Genomic DNA, 13,864 nt, shown 5'->3' with positions numbered 1-13,864 from the left:
ATTTATAACGTTCTTCAATTGCAAGTATAGCTCCCATAAATATGCCAAAGTAATTTATGCGAGCAAAAAAAATTATAATGTCAGTGTTACAAAATAGGAGTGATTATACATTAATAAAAATAAACTCATATTAATTAATAAGTTGTGTCTTTCTCCTAAAAATACCTTAGTTGGTATAGGGAAAAGTATATGAGAGAACTAAATTTATAGAAAAAAAATCAGCCAAGATTAAGCTAATTTTTTATTGTTATACATAGAATTATTGTACTTATTTTTTCTAAAGTGAGGCAACATATGAATAATTTCGAATTTTATAATCCTACTCGTATTATTTTTGGTGAAAATAAAATCAGCGAACTTAGTAAGCTTGTACCTGAAAATGCGAAAGTTCTTATCTTATTTGGTGGCGAAAGTGCAAGAAAAACAGGAACGTTAAATGAGGTTGAGAAAGCTTTAGGTTCACATCAGTTTGATCTATTTGGTGGTATCGAAGCTAATCCTCGCTATGAAACACTAATTAAAGCGGTAGATAAAATAGAAAAAGAAGGTTTCAACTATTTACTCGCTGTTGGTGGCGGCTCTGTTATTGATGGCGTGAAGTTTGTCTCTGCTGCTGTAAATTACGCTGGTGATAAATGGGAAATTATCATGAGTAATGGCTCTGTTATTAAGTCAGCGCTCCCTTTTGGCACCGTCCTCACCCTACCTGCAACTGGATCTGAAATGAATAAAGGAGCGGTTATTACACGAGAAAACTTAAAATCTAAGTTGGCTTTTATGAGCGACCATATATACCCTCAGTTTTCCATTCTTGATCCAGCAAAAACTTATACATTACCTGCCCGACAGATTAGTAATGGGGTTATTGACTCTTTTGTTCATGTTATTGAACAATACTTGACTTACCCAGTAAATGCTTATGTGCAAGATGCGTTTGCAGAAGGCTTATTGAAAACATTAATTGAAATTGGGCCTAAGGCGTTAAAAAATCCACATAATTACGATATTCGAGCCAATTTAATGTGGATCGCAACATTATCATTAAATGGTCTAATCGGTGTAGGTGTCCCACAAGACTGGTCAACTCATATGCTAGGCCATGAAATTACAGCATTATATGGTATTGACCATGCTCAAACATTAGCGATTATATTACCTGCAATGTTGACTGAAAAATTACCGCAAAAACAGGAAAAACTAGTTCAATATGCAGAAAAAGTCTGGGGAATTACTTCAGGTACTACACAAGAAAAAGCTATTAAAGCAATTGATTATACAAGAGACTTTTTCGAAACAATGCAAATTGCAACACGCTTAAGGGATTATGAACTCACTCAAGATGTGATTGAGCCATTGGTAAAAAATTTAGAAGCGCACAATATGATTAGGTTAGGGGAACATGAAGATATTACCCTTGATGTTAGCCGCCGAGTATATGCCAACGCGCTATAAGGGCACTATTGAAAAGTTCACTTTTTATCAAAAATTTCGTATCACATATATAATGTATTGTATTTTTTAATTATAGAAATAACCAAATGAGGTAACGAAATTATCTTCAATAAAACTTTGAGGCAATATCATAAATACTATTTATTTTAGGCTTGATATTTTAATTTGAAATTCATATGCAATAGAAAAATTGAATGCATCTATTATATATAGCTTCTCTTTTATTTGTGGTGAGTGCTCCGATGCCTTCAATGTTTCTTACTTTGGTCCAAAATTGATAGTTAATATGATCTTGATATGAAAAAAAATTTATTTTAAAAGGAATGATTTAACATTAATATTTATAGGTAGAAACAATCAAATTAACAAAGAACAGTACGGGATTTTTATCATTTTATTATCAGTCCTTTTCATGAATTAAATATTTATTATTCAATAGACTAACAGAAATAATTATGATTAATGTTTTTATTGTAATTACGCATATTAATATAGGCTGAGAAGTAAATATTGTTAGTGTGATGACGCGATAATGTAGAGTAGATACGTTAAGTAGTAATAACGAGTCGTTATTATGAAAACATAATATAAAAACAAGATTAAATAGAAGTTCAGTGAGCTTATGTCATTTAAACAATTATCACTCTTGTATGACCTATTTGACATATACATTATGATTTATAAAGATACGTTGGATGATTATCCATTAATGTAGTCGATGCTATAATTTCACTAACTGCGTTAATCTGGGAGTAACATTACATGAATAAGTCCAGAGTTATTGGTATTAATATCATCAAATCAGTTTTCAAATGGCACTATTGATATAACGAGCGAGCACTCTCGATTTAATCAGAGAGGCTATTACAAATAGACATTTGAAGTAGTCAATATTAATTGGCCACTTCAAATTAGCTTTGTTATGTATTAACCCAGAAAATAGTCAAAGCCAAGCAGCGAAATAAACCACTATATCGTCAGAGGAAACACTATATGTCAACTAAAACACTAATTGTATTCTTTAACCTGAAGTCTGAAACCAATGAAGCACAATACTTACAGTGGGCAAAAGAATCAGATTTACCAGCAGTAAACAAGCTAAGCAGCATTTCATCGTTCGAAGTATTCAAAGGGATCAGTATGCTTGGTCAAGATAAACCATCACCATGGGCTTACTTTGAAGTAATCCATATTAGCTCTGAAGAAGCTTTCTTAAATGATATTCAAACTGAGCAGATGCAAAAAATTATTAATCAATTCAACGCATTCACTGAAGATGTGAATTTTATTCTAACGAAAAAAATTCTATCGTAAGACTTAATAATTGAAATGATAAAAGTCTGGAAGTTTAAGGGGATCAGTTTATAACCTTTTATGCTTATTTAAAACGCCCAATACAAGTGAAGTGGTCAATAAAAATTGGTCACGGTTTTAGAGTTTTTCCAATATAATCGTTCCGACTCATTGGGCGTTAATCCACCATTATATTGATGGGGTCAGAGTTGACTGTAATATCCAATCATATATCTGATTATTTGGTGCTGAGCTTCCACAAAGTTTCGATAGCCTATCATAAGCACCCACTCTGTTTTTAAGCTTCTAAAAAACGTTCCATTGGCGCATTATCCCAACAATTACCTCACGAGATAAACTTTGGTTTATTTGATAACGCCATAATAATTGGCGGTAGACTCGGCTTGTATAATGGCTTCCTTGACCTGAATGAAAAAGGATATTTGTGGGCTTACCTCTTGATTCAAAAACCATTGATAACGCTTTTCCTGTTAACTGTCTATTTTAGGGCGAGTGGACAACATCACCTGCCAAAACTTGATTTGGCTCTGTCACTGCAAATTGGCGTGCTAAATGATTCGGTATTTCCACATATTCCTGCACTGCTTTTTTATACCGATATTTCGGGATTTGACAACTCACTAAACCAAGTAATTTCATCAGCTTAGTTGCACTATAACGCATTAAAGAAACCTGCTTTGTATTCGATACAATGTCTGCAATAGTACGAGCCCCAGCAGAGCCGTGACTGTTTTCATGGGCTTTCCGTACTAAAGCTCGAAGCCTAATCTGCTCTATTGAAGGCATCTTATCCGTTTTACCATAAATTTCACCTATCTGTTTATGAAGTGATAATATCACCTCTGACTTGGTGACCAAATTAACTATGCCACTACAGTGTTTGGGAAGATATCGCCGGACGAAAGGGAAATATAAATACAGTAAAAAATTCGTAACAATATAATACTATCCAATCCAAATAGCGGTTCAGCCAACAAAACAATTAAACCTAACACGCAAATACATTCGAAAAATCGAATATGATCATTGACAGCGATAAAAAAGGTCGTATTATTGTCAGTAACTAAACTAAAGGTATTTGTGATGAGCCAGTTAACACCGTTACAACTATTTAAATGCCTCTCTGATGAGACTCGTTTGACTATTGTTTTACTTCTTAAGGAAGCAACAGAACTGTGCGTTTGCGAGCTATGTGAAACTCTGGAATTACCTCAACCCAAGATATCACGCCACCTAACAATGCTTAGGGAGAACGGTATTCTTCTCGATCGTCGCGCAGGCAAATGGATTCACTATCGCCTGTCACATAACATACCTATGTGGGCAGGTGCAATCATTGAACAAGCATACCAAAGTCAAGAACACAATATAAAAATACTCTCTAAAGGTTTAAAAAATGCCTCTGTCTCAACGATGAATAAAGCGGCTTGCCTATAAAAAATTTACCTTAACATATGTGAATTTTCGAATATGATAAAGAATTTTACCCAGAATTTAATTAAAATGTGACATATAACAACTTATAAATTAGAGCAAATCGGAGCTCTCAATATTTAATGATTCAATCTATAAGGAATCTAATATGAAAACCATTACTGTTTACGACCCAGCACTGTGTTGCAGTACCGGTGTATGCGGAACTGATATTGATCAGTCATTAGTCAATTTTTCTGCCGATGTCGATTGGGTTAAACAGCAAGGTGTCACGTTAACGCGTTTTAACCTTGCTCAACAACCGATGGCGTTTGTTGAAAATGAACTAGTTAAAAACTTTCTTCAAAATTCCGGAGCTGAGGGTTTACCTCTGATTCTTGTTGATGGTGCTTTCGTTATGGCAGGTCGTTATCCAACTCGAGAAGATATGGCCCGTTGGTGTAATTTATCTTTAGCGCCAAAAATTAACTCTATTCAAGCTTGTTGTAACGGAAATGACTCTTGCTGTTGAAAATATAAAGGTATCACTATGAAATTTTTACAAAATATACCTCCTTTTCTATTTTTTACGGGTAAAGGTGGCGTAGGAAAAACATCCATATCCTGTTCAACGGCAATTTCTTTAGCTGATAAAGGTAAACGAGTCCTTTTAGTTAGCACCGATCCCGCCTCCAACGTGGGACAAGTTTTTAATCAAACAATTGGGAATCACATTACCAAGATAGCATCAGTTTCAGGCCTCTTCGCATTAGAAATCGACCCACAGGCTGCCGCTCAGGTCTATCGTGAACGTATTGTTGACCCTGTCAGAGGCATTTTGCCTGATGACGTTGTTCGTGGGATTGAAGAACAGCTTTCAGGAGCCTGTACCACTGAAATCGCAGCGTTTGATGAGTTCACGGATTTACTCACGGATGCCCGCTTATTAGTGGATTTCGATCATATTATTTTCGATACAGCACCTACCGGACATACAATCCGTCTCTTACAGTTACCTGGAGCCTGGAGTAATTTTATTGAGGAAAATCCTGAAGGTTCATCCTGTCTGGGGCCCTTGTCTGGACTCGCGAAACAGCGCGAACGCTACGCACAAGCGGTTGCTGAATTAGGCAACGCCAATAAAACTCGGTTAATACTGGTTGCCCGTGCTCAAAAATCGACATTAATCGAAGTCGCTAGGACTTATAACGAACTTTCTCAGCTTGGTATCAAGAATCAATATTTAGTTATTAATGGTATTTTGCCAGAAACTGCCATACAAAATGATAAATTGGCTCAAGCCATTTATCAGCGCGAGCAGTTTGCCTTAGTTAATATCCCTTCTTCTGTGGCTTCACTCCCCCAAGATCGCATTATCCTTCAACCGGTTAATCTGGTCGGTATTGATGCATTGCGTAATTTATTTAAAACTAATGTACCGCTCTGCGCTGAAGAATATCAAGCTTTGGCAATCCCCTCCATCGACCCACTTTCCGCACTTGTTGAACACATTGCTAAAGATAAGCATGGCTTAGTGATGTTAATGGGTAAAGGTGGCGTAGGTAAAACAACATTAGCGGCTGCCGTGGCGGTCAAACTTGCAGAAAAAGGTCTAGATGTTCATTTAACTACTTCAGATCCAGCTGCGCATTTGGAAAATACCCTACATGGTAAATTACCCCATCTAGAAGTCAGCCGTATCGATCCTGAAGCTGAAACCGAGCGTTATCGCCAAAGTGTGCTGGAAAGTAAAGGTAAAAATTTAGATGCCCAAGGTCGAGCACTGTTAGAAGAAGATCTTCGCTCCCCCTGTACTGAAGAAATTGCCGTATTTCAGGCCTTTTCCCGTGTTATTCGTGATGCAGGTAAACGATTTGTCATTATGGATACAGCGCCAACCGGGCATACTTTACTCCTACTTGACGCCACCGGTGCTTACCATCGTGAGATTACCCAAAAAATGGGGAGTAATAGTCACTATGTTACTCCTATGATGCAGCTACAAGATCCTCAACGAACCAAAATATTGCTCGTGACGCTACCAGAAACTACCCCTGTATTAGAAGCTGCCAATTTGCAAGAAGATTTACGTCGCGCGGGTATTGAACCTTGGGCATGGCTAATTAATAACAGCCTTGTGGCTACTGGAACAGACTCGCCTTTATTACGTCACCGCGCAGTGCAAGAAATTAAGCAAATCAATTTGGTGAAAGAAAAGTACGCCGCTCGACTAGCATTAATCCCATTGCAGGAAGAAGAGCCTGTTGGGATTGAACGCTTAAACAAACTGGCAAAGTAAATTTAATAACAATAATTGGCAGACGTTATAGACCCAAAATAACTCAAGGTGCAGGCGGGCTGTCTGCAACTTGAACAATATAGGGAATAACATCAGCCTAAACGGAGGTTTCTATGTGGTTGGCCGGTGCTATTTTTGTTCTGACCATTATTTTAGTTATTTGGCAACCTAAAGGGCTCGGCATTGGTTGGAGTGCCTGTTTTGGTGCCATTTTAGCTTTGTTGTTTGGCGTTGTTCATCTTGGTGATATTCCTGTTGTCTGGCAGATAGTCTGGAATGCTACCGCCGCCTTTGTTGCGGTGATTATTATCAGCCTATTGCTCGATGAGTCTGGTTTTTTTGAATGGGCAGCACTACACGTTGCGCGTTGGGGAGGAGGAAATGGGAGGAAACTATTTACCTATATTATCCTTCTTGGTGCCGTAGTCGCTGCTCTTTTCGCTAATGACGGCGCAGCGCTCATTTTAACACCGATCGTGATGGCAATGCTGCTGGCTTTAGGCTTCAGTCGAGGGGCGACGCTAGCATTTGTCATGGCTGCGGGTTTTATCGCCGATACGGCAAGCTTGCCACTGGTTGTCTCTAATCTGGTTAATATCGTTTCAGCTGATTTTTTCAACATCGGCTTTACCCATTATGCCGCTATTATGATCCCGGTCGATATTGCCGCCATCGGTGCAACACTGGTCATGCTTCATCTATTCTTTCGTAAAGATATCCCACAAACCTACGATATCGGGCTATTGAAATCACCAAAAGACGCGATCCGTGACTTGCCAACCTTTAAGGCCGGATGGATTGTTTTGGTTCTCCTTCTGATTGGCTTTTTTGGGCTTAATCATCTTGGCGTCCCAGTGAGTTTGGTTGCGGCAGTAGGTGCCATCATTCTGTACATCGTGGCCAAAAAAGGTCGCGTTATCGATACGAAGAAAGTCATTCGTGGCGCACCATGGCAAATCGTTATTTTTTCACTCGGGATGTATTTAGTGGTCTATGGCCTACGTAATGCCGGGTTGACTCACTATATCTCTCAAATTTTGAATTACTTCGCTGAGCAAGGCCTATGGGCTGCCACTCTCGGTACAGGGTTCTTAACCGCTATTTTGTCATCCATCATGAACAATATGCCAACAGTGCTTATCGGTGCGCTATCTATTGATGGAAGTGATGCGACGGGGCTCATTAAAGAAGCAATGATTTACGCTAATATTATTGGTAGCGACCTCGGTCCTAAAATCACACCGATCGGCAGTCTCGCGACTCTATTATGGCTGCATGTTTTATCTCAGAAAAATTTAACCATTACCTGGGGCTATTATTTCAAGGTCGGGATCGTTATGACGCTCCCAGTACTATTTGTGACCTTAATAGCACTCGCTTTACGTTTATCATTAACCGTATAGATATACATTAAATTAAGCGACATCGATGATTATGTCGCTTTACTTTTATTACTAAAAGTTACTTAGAGGTCAATATGCATTCCATCACCATTTATCATAATCCTTCTTGTGGCACATCCCGTAATACCCTTGAACTGATCCATAACAGCGGTATTGAGCCGATCGTGATTCATTATTTAGATAATCCACCAAGCCGTACAGAATTACTAAAGTTAATTGTCGATATGGGTATTACTGTACGCGAATTACTGCGAAAGAATGTTGAACCCTATGAAACACTTAAGTTGGATAGTATCCAATGGAGCGACGATCAGTTAATCGATTTTATGTTGGAACATCCTATTTTGATTAATCGCCCAATTGTGGTGACGGAATTAGGTACAAAACTTTGTCGCCCTTCTGAGGTTGTTTTAGATATTTTACCTTTACCCCAGAAAGGTGCGTTTATTAAAGAGGATGGGGAACCCGTGATTAGTGCTGAAGGTAAACGGATCATTAAATAATTACTTAAAATCGCCAGAAGAGACACGGTATTTTTCCCTTCTGGCTTTCATAATAACTCGTTAATAATAACCTCCCCCGCTTATTCAATTATCCTATTGCTTACAAGCTCTATTACCTGTTGCGAAATAACTGTTATTATATCGGTTTTACATCTTTCTAACGAAACCATTATCGCTATAATGGCGCTAGGATTTCATCGTTAATGATTCTTCTGATATTATCAACGTAACTGAAGGTCATCTTTACAATAATGGTGTTGATAGCGAATGAAATTTCCGGAGTAAATAACATGTTATTAATCGAAATTAGCACATTTTATTGGTTGTAAATAAGGTAAATTCATTTTTTATCAATATATGCTGCACATTGTCCCATTGGGTGAGAATATGATTAAAGTCGCAGAGAGTTTTTATTTAACATTATGTCTTATTATGAGCTTTATTATTACCTACTCTATTGCTGGCATTGATGCAACATTATGGAGCTCACTGTCGACCTTACATGGCTATACGATCTTCAATAAAGCTAGTCAATATAAAAATATCACTTACTCGTTACTATGCTCTATTTTTGTCTTTGTAGGCTCTACCCTTGGTTATCTTTTCGGCTTTAATTACCTATTTTTTGTCATCCTTTTCATATCACCTTTTATTTATTACCAGTATTACAATATTGACTCATCATTAGATATGTCAATTAAGTACTTTATGATTTTCTATATCATAGGCGCAACACTTAATAAATCGAGCTTCGATGGCCTTGTAACGGGTCTGCTGATAGGGACTATCATAACAATCGCGTTTTGCTACGCCATCAGTAGCCGCAAAAAAATCACGATATTCCAAATAAAAAAATATATTTCACTAAAAAGAGATAAGTTATCTTATAACCTCATATTTCAATCTCTGATCTATTCTGTTGGGCTACTTTTATGCGTTTTAGTCTCTAGAGCAATTAATATTGACCATTTTTTCTGGGCACCACTAACCTACATTTTTGTTTTAAATCCTAAACTAACCAATATCGTTAAACTAACTCGAGACCGAATTATCGGTACACTCGTGGTTGTTTTACTTCTCTATTTTTCCTTTAATTTGATTAGTTTTATGCCCTATATTGGCTTTACATTAATACTTATATTTGCTTTTTTGATCCCCATTAGTAATAACAAAAAGAACAACGTGTTTGGCACATTTTGTCTTACAGGACTGGTCTTATCATTAATCGAAATGTCAATTTACTTTAATCATGTTGATTATCATCTTTTACCTGAAAGAGTGATGGAAACCTTGATCGGCGGAGCATTCGCAATTGTATGTAGCTATTGCATTAAGCTAATGATGAAAAAAAACAATCATGCTAAAAACAACGTATAACGAATGTCTAAAATTGATTATAACGCTATCTACACAAGTGCGTTATCTATGTGAATTAAAAATATACCATTATAAAATAGTTTTCCATATAGACAGGGCAATATATGAATAACCAGATTAATTTAATGTGGAGTGCAAAAAACCGTAACCAGCCATACTGGCCTACATTAAAGCTCATATTAAGCTCTCTTATTGTTTTTAATTTTTATCTCAACTTAAATGATGAACATGATTTTTCATTGCTTATTCGTATATTCGATCTAACATTAATTCCTATGTTTGTATTTATAGTTGCATTTATAACTAAAAACACGACATGGAAAAGTTGGCGGAACCATTTAATTCCGCCTTTAATCATTTATTTCACATTTCAAACAATAGATGCAATTCCACTTTATTTTTCAGGTCAGTTAGATTTAAATACATATCTTCTTTTTCCACAACATGGGGTATGGTTTTTTTTAGCAACGCCTATTTGGCAGGCTATTTTTTTATTATTCCCTTCATATATTAAAAATAGTAAATTTTGTTTGTTTATCATTCTGACGCTATCTTTGCTAATTGCTTACTTAACAAAAGATTACTCCGCCAAGATATCCACATTTTTTGCTATTATTCACTACTTTCCATTTTTCATAATGGCTTATTTCATTAATGAAAAAAATATATTTTCTTTGAGAAAATCCTCTCTTTTTATCATTTTATGTATTTTTATCTTAACCATATCAGCTCTTTACTATCAAACAAAAATTAGTGATTTCATTACTAGCATAGACAATGAAAATATATTTATTTCTCAATTTTTTATTTATATTTTTAGCTTTTTAATCGGTATTTCATTAGGATTAATAATAATCTACTTTGCTTTATCCACGGATAAATATGCAAAAACATCAAATAATGCACTGGGTATTTATTTAATTCATCCAATTATTTGCTTTATTTTATTACAAAGCTTGAAGTTTTTTGATATACAAATAACTTTACCACTGGTTATTATACTCACATTATCGACCATCGCGATCACGCTTTTGTTGGCTTCAAACTCAATTATTCACTGGTTTATTGACCCTGTTTTAAATCATAAAAAATAACATCAACATAATCATTCTATAACTAATTTGTAGCTTTCTAGTTATTTAACAATATCTCTTTATTAATTTCCCGTAATTTATTCTAAATTTATTATATGACAATCAAATAATTAGTAAATTCATTCATATTTAATGCATTAAAATTCGCCACTTACATATAAATTTTTTTAATGTTTTTTTGTATATTAATGTATCTACCATTCAGTTTATTATTTAGTTAAGTTAATGACGAGATAGCGCCATTATACAATTGGTATTTTGTTTCCTCGAGACAATTTATCGTGATAATGAGAAGATTCAGTTTATGACTATATGATATAATTAACTGAACGTGATGTCAGTATCTTGTATAATATTTATATCTTTTTATGAATATTTTTAATCCATTTTAAACTGGATAAATACGTAATGAATATTAGTCAGCTTAAAAGTTTTGTTGAAGTGGTCAAGAGTGATTTCAATATCACAAATGCTGCTGAAAAACTGTACACCTCACAACCTACTGTGAGTAAACAGCTTAAGATATTAGAAGATGAGCTTAACGTTTCTTTGTTCAATCGGAAAAATAATAACTTATTATCACTCAGCCCGATTGGTGAAAAAGTCCATCATGTTGCTTGTGATATTCTTGCTCAATTCGATAAAATTAAAAGTATCGTTTCTCATGAAGATACGATGACAAAACAAAATCTTCATATTGCAACAACTCATACCCAAATTCGCTATAAATTACCAAAAGTAATTGAACGCTTTAACGCACGTTACCCAAATATTTCCCTGCATTTTCATCAAGGTGCTCCTGCTCAGTTAGCTGAGATGGTCAATAATGGCGATGTCGATTTTGCTATCGCCACTGAATCTATGCATCTCTATGATGATTTGCTAACAATGCCCTGTTATCAGTGGTCTCGGAGTGTCATTGTTCCACTCGATCATCCATTAGCACAGCATGAACAGTTGACGATCGAGGAATTAGCCCATTACCCCCTAATTACCTATGTATTCGGTTTTACTGGTCGCTCGAAATTAGATCAAGTATTTTATCAAAATAATTTGACACCAAATGTCGTATTAACCGCTGTCGATACTGAAATTATTAAATTTTATGTAAAACGAGGCACAGGAATTGGTATTATTTCATCGGTTGCTTTTGATCCCAAAGAAGATAGTAGCACCTTACATTGCATTGATATCAGTAACTTAGTAAAACCAAGTTATACTCATATTTGCATTAATCGGCATATGCACCTGAAAGATTATATGTATGATTTTATTTCCTGCTATGCCCCTCACCTTGACTTAAATTATATTCACCAACCAAGTTTATGGGTGCCGGTTGATAAAAATGACCGTATTCATCTTTATACCAACTTACCTGAGCTTTAATATACTAATGAAAAAGCCGAATAACATCCGTTACTCGGCTTTAAATTTGCTGTGTATTTTATGTTTAATTTAACGAGTGGCGATATTAATAAAAATTTGTGCGCCAATAAGCAAGCAATCATCATCAACAAAATAAGGGTTAGCGTGTAGGTAGTTATTGATCCCTTTCGCTTTATTACCGCTACCTAAAAAGTACATTGCGCCTAATTTATCTTTAGTCGCATTAATCATATAACTAAAATCCTCACTCCCCGTCATAGGCTTCCCATTTGCGTCAATATTTTCTACAGGTAGGAATATAGCAGCGGCATCATAAATAACTTTTGCTGCTTGAGGATGATTGATAACCGCAGGGTAACCACTAGCTTCAAGTGTCGTTTTGAAACCACCGGCTTCACTACGAGCAACAATCTCTTGAAAACTAGCTTTTAAAATTTTATCTGTTTCTTCATCCATTGAACGAATAGTTCCACGAGCCTGGACATGATCAGCGAGTGCATTAGGTATTGTTCCACCATTGATCATTCCACAACCAAATACGGCAGGACTGAAAGGATCTGTTTTTTTTGCGACAATATAGTCCATATAATCAATAATACGCGTTGCTTCACGGATTGCATCCAGCCCTTTGTGTGGCGTTGAACCATGAGCAGAAATACCGTGAACATCTAAGGTCCATGCGGAACCGTAAGATGACATTACACTCGAATTAAATTTGATAAATCCCGTTTCAAACGCGGCATCATTGTGTAGACCATAAACTTCATCTACACCGTCCATACAACCCATTTCGACCATTTTGTTTGCGCCCGGAACTCGCATATCTTCTTCCGCCATTTGAAAAATGAAACGGATGTTATGAGTAAGCTCCACGCTATTTTCACTCAAGTATTTTGCGGCTGTTAACGCTATTGTCATGTGAGTATCATGCCCACAGTTATGGGCACAATTTTCATGAATCGAGCTATGCTCATTACAAGTCAAATCAGGCATTTCTAAACCGTCTATGTCGGTACGGTATGCAACTAAACGTTTTGCGGGATCAACAATTAATTCAGCTGTAAAGCCCGTGTATCCTTCAAACTGGCGAATCTTATAGCCAAAGCTTTGCATCAGTTCTCGACAGTATTGTGACGTTTTAAACTCTTGGCCTGAGATCTCAGGAATTTTATGTAAATCTTGACGTATTTTTTTGCTGAATGTTTCTAGAGCAAAAAGTTTTTCGCTAACATTATATTGATTTGTCATTACATTATATCTCGTATACAGAAAGCGGTTTAAGTACTGGTAAAGAATCCCTGATGTAAGCGAAAATATCATTGATGTTAATAAGTGATATTGTATAGCAAAGTATTAAGTGTATTTTATTCTTCAATATGACCAGATTTCCAAAATTGATTAATCTTTATTATCGGCCATTCTTCATTATTAATTTCAAAAACATATTTTAACGTTAATATTAAAAAAGTAAGCGTGATGAAGATCGTACTTATACCATATCAGTATTTCATGACGCATGAATAATTAGGATGGCATCTTAATAAAATTAAAATATGAGATAAAACACCAAAATTTCAACTGATTATATTGCTTATTTTCTCCCATTATGAGCAATTAAGTTTG

11 protein-coding genes and 1 pseudogene are annotated in these 13,864 nt (G+C 35.8%); 10 read left to right on the top strand and 2 right to left on the bottom strand.

Annotation, left to right across the window (positions count from 1 at the left end; translation table 11 throughout):
- Window positions 1–294: 294 nt before the first annotated feature.
- Together M998_RS17100 and M998_RS17095 are read left to right on the top strand one after the other, a co-directional pair.
- A complete protein-coding gene (locus M998_RS17100; protein ID WP_068445489.1) occupies window positions 295–1,452 on the top strand; it encodes an iron-containing alcohol dehydrogenase in 1,158 nt (385 codons plus the stop codon).
- Between the two features lie 993 nt (window positions 1,453–2,445).
- Window positions 2,446–2,766: a RedY/HapK family protein gene (locus M998_RS17095; protein ID WP_068909986.1), complete on the top strand. Its 321-nt coding sequence runs from the start codon at window positions 2,446–2,448 to the stop codon at window positions 2,764–2,766.
- A 95-nt stretch (window positions 2,767–2,861) separates the two neighbouring features.
- Here the strand turns inward: M998_RS17095 and M998_RS17090 are convergent.
- A pseudogene (locus M998_RS17090) lies at window positions 2,862–3,603 on the bottom strand (DDE-type integrase/transposase/recombinase); the annotation flags it as partial.
- A gap of 246 nt (window positions 3,604–3,849) precedes the next feature.
- Between M998_RS17090 and M998_RS17085 the strand changes: the two are divergent.
- The 8 genes from M998_RS17085 to M998_RS17050 all read left to right on the top strand — a co-directional run bounded on the left by M998_RS17085 (window position 3,850) and on the right by M998_RS17050 (window position 12,241).
- A complete protein-coding gene (locus M998_RS17085; RefSeq protein WP_068909984.1) occupies window positions 3,850–4,203 on the top strand; it encodes a metalloregulator ArsR/SmtB family transcription factor in 354 nt (117 codons plus the stop codon).
- A gap of 145 nt (window positions 4,204–4,348) precedes the next feature.
- Window positions 4,349–4,711: an arsenite efflux transporter metallochaperone ArsD gene (gene arsD, locus M998_RS20125; RefSeq protein ID WP_068909982.1), complete on the top strand. Its 363-nt coding sequence runs from the start codon at window positions 4,349–4,351 to the stop codon at window positions 4,709–4,711.
- A gap of 18 nt (window positions 4,712–4,729) precedes the next feature.
- Complete coding sequence (arsA, locus tag M998_RS17075; protein ID WP_068909981.1) at window positions 4,730–6,478, top strand: arsenical pump-driving ATPase; 1,749 nt, start codon at window positions 4,730–4,732, stop codon at window positions 6,476–6,478.
- Between the two features lie 113 nt (window positions 6,479–6,591).
- Window positions 6,592–7,881, top strand: coding sequence for an arsenic transporter (locus M998_RS17070; RefSeq protein ID WP_068909979.1), 1,290 nt, complete (start codon window positions 6,592–6,594; stop codon window positions 7,879–7,881).
- Between the two features lie 74 nt (window positions 7,882–7,955).
- A complete protein-coding gene (arsC, locus tag M998_RS17065) occupies window positions 7,956–8,384 on the top strand; it encodes a glutaredoxin-dependent arsenate reductase (protein ID WP_068909978.1) in 429 nt (142 codons plus the stop codon).
- 357 nt (window positions 8,385–8,741) lie between these two features.
- On the top strand, window positions 8,742–9,761 hold the full coding sequence (locus M998_RS20180) for an FUSC family protein (RefSeq protein ID WP_082787567.1): 1,020 nt from the start codon (window positions 8,742–8,744) through the stop codon (window positions 9,759–9,761).
- Between the two features lie 104 nt (window positions 9,762–9,865).
- Window positions 9,866–10,855: an acetyltransferase gene (locus M998_RS17055; protein WP_197713321.1), complete on the top strand. Its 990-nt coding sequence runs from the start codon at window positions 9,866–9,868 to the stop codon at window positions 10,853–10,855.
- 408 nt (window positions 10,856–11,263) lie between these two features.
- Window positions 11,264–12,241 carry a LysR substrate-binding domain-containing protein gene (locus M998_RS17050; RefSeq protein WP_068909976.1) on the top strand — a complete coding sequence of 326 codons (978 nt, stop codon included), beginning with the start codon at window positions 11,264–11,266 and terminating at the stop codon, window positions 12,239–12,241.
- A gap of 69 nt (window positions 12,242–12,310) precedes the next feature.
- On the opposite strand, the gene M998_RS17045 is transcribed toward M998_RS17050, so the two are convergent.
- A complete protein-coding gene (locus M998_RS17045) occupies window positions 12,311–13,489 on the bottom strand; it encodes a M20 metallopeptidase family protein (RefSeq protein WP_068909974.1) in 1,179 nt (392 codons plus the stop codon).
- Window positions 13,490–13,864 lie beyond the last annotated feature (375 nt).

Source organism: Providencia heimbachae ATCC 35613 (assembly GCF_001655055.1).
Classification (GTDB): Bacteria; Pseudomonadota; Gammaproteobacteria; order Enterobacterales; family Enterobacteriaceae; genus Providencia; species Providencia heimbachae.
The sequence above is the reverse complement of the archived record's forward strand: the minus strand, read 5'-3'. Positions and strand labels throughout refer to the sequence as shown.

What these genes read in the sequence shown, in the direction of transcription:
- M998_RS17070 (WP_068909979.1), top strand. Translation starts at nt 6,592, where the DNA reads ATGTGGTTGGCCGGTGCTATTTTTGTTCTGACCATTATTTTAGTTATT.
- arsD (WP_068909982.1), top strand. Translation starts at nt 4,349, where the DNA reads ATGAAAACCATTACTGTTTACGACCCAGCACTGTGTTGCAGTACCGGT.
- M998_RS17055 (WP_197713321.1), top strand. Translation starts at nt 9,866, where the DNA reads ATGAATAACCAGATTAATTTAATGTGGAGTGCAAAAAACCGTAACCAG.
- arsA (WP_068909981.1), top strand. Translation starts at nt 4,730, where the DNA reads ATGAAATTTTTACAAAATATACCTCCTTTTCTATTTTTTACGGGTAAA.
- arsC (WP_068909978.1), top strand. Translation starts at nt 7,956, where the DNA reads ATGCATTCCATCACCATTTATCATAATCCTTCTTGTGGCACATCCCGT.
- M998_RS20180 (WP_082787567.1), top strand. Translation starts at nt 8,742, where the DNA reads ATGCTGCACATTGTCCCATTGGGTGAGAATATGATTAAAGTCGCAGAG.
- M998_RS17050 (WP_068909976.1), top strand. Translation starts at nt 11,264, where the DNA reads ATGAATATTAGTCAGCTTAAAAGTTTTGTTGAAGTGGTCAAGAGTGAT.
- M998_RS17085 (WP_068909984.1), top strand. Translation starts at nt 3,850, where the DNA reads ATGAGCCAGTTAACACCGTTACAACTATTTAAATGCCTCTCTGATGAG.
- M998_RS17100 (WP_068445489.1), top strand. Translation starts at nt 295, where the DNA reads ATGAATAATTTCGAATTTTATAATCCTACTCGTATTATTTTTGGTGAA.
- M998_RS17045 (WP_068909974.1), bottom strand. Translation starts at nt 13,489, where the DNA reads ATGACAAATCAATATAATGTTAGCGAAAAACTTTTTGCTCTAGAAACA.
- M998_RS17095 (WP_068909986.1), top strand. Translation starts at nt 2,446, where the DNA reads ATGTCAACTAAAACACTAATTGTATTCTTTAACCTGAAGTCTGAAACC.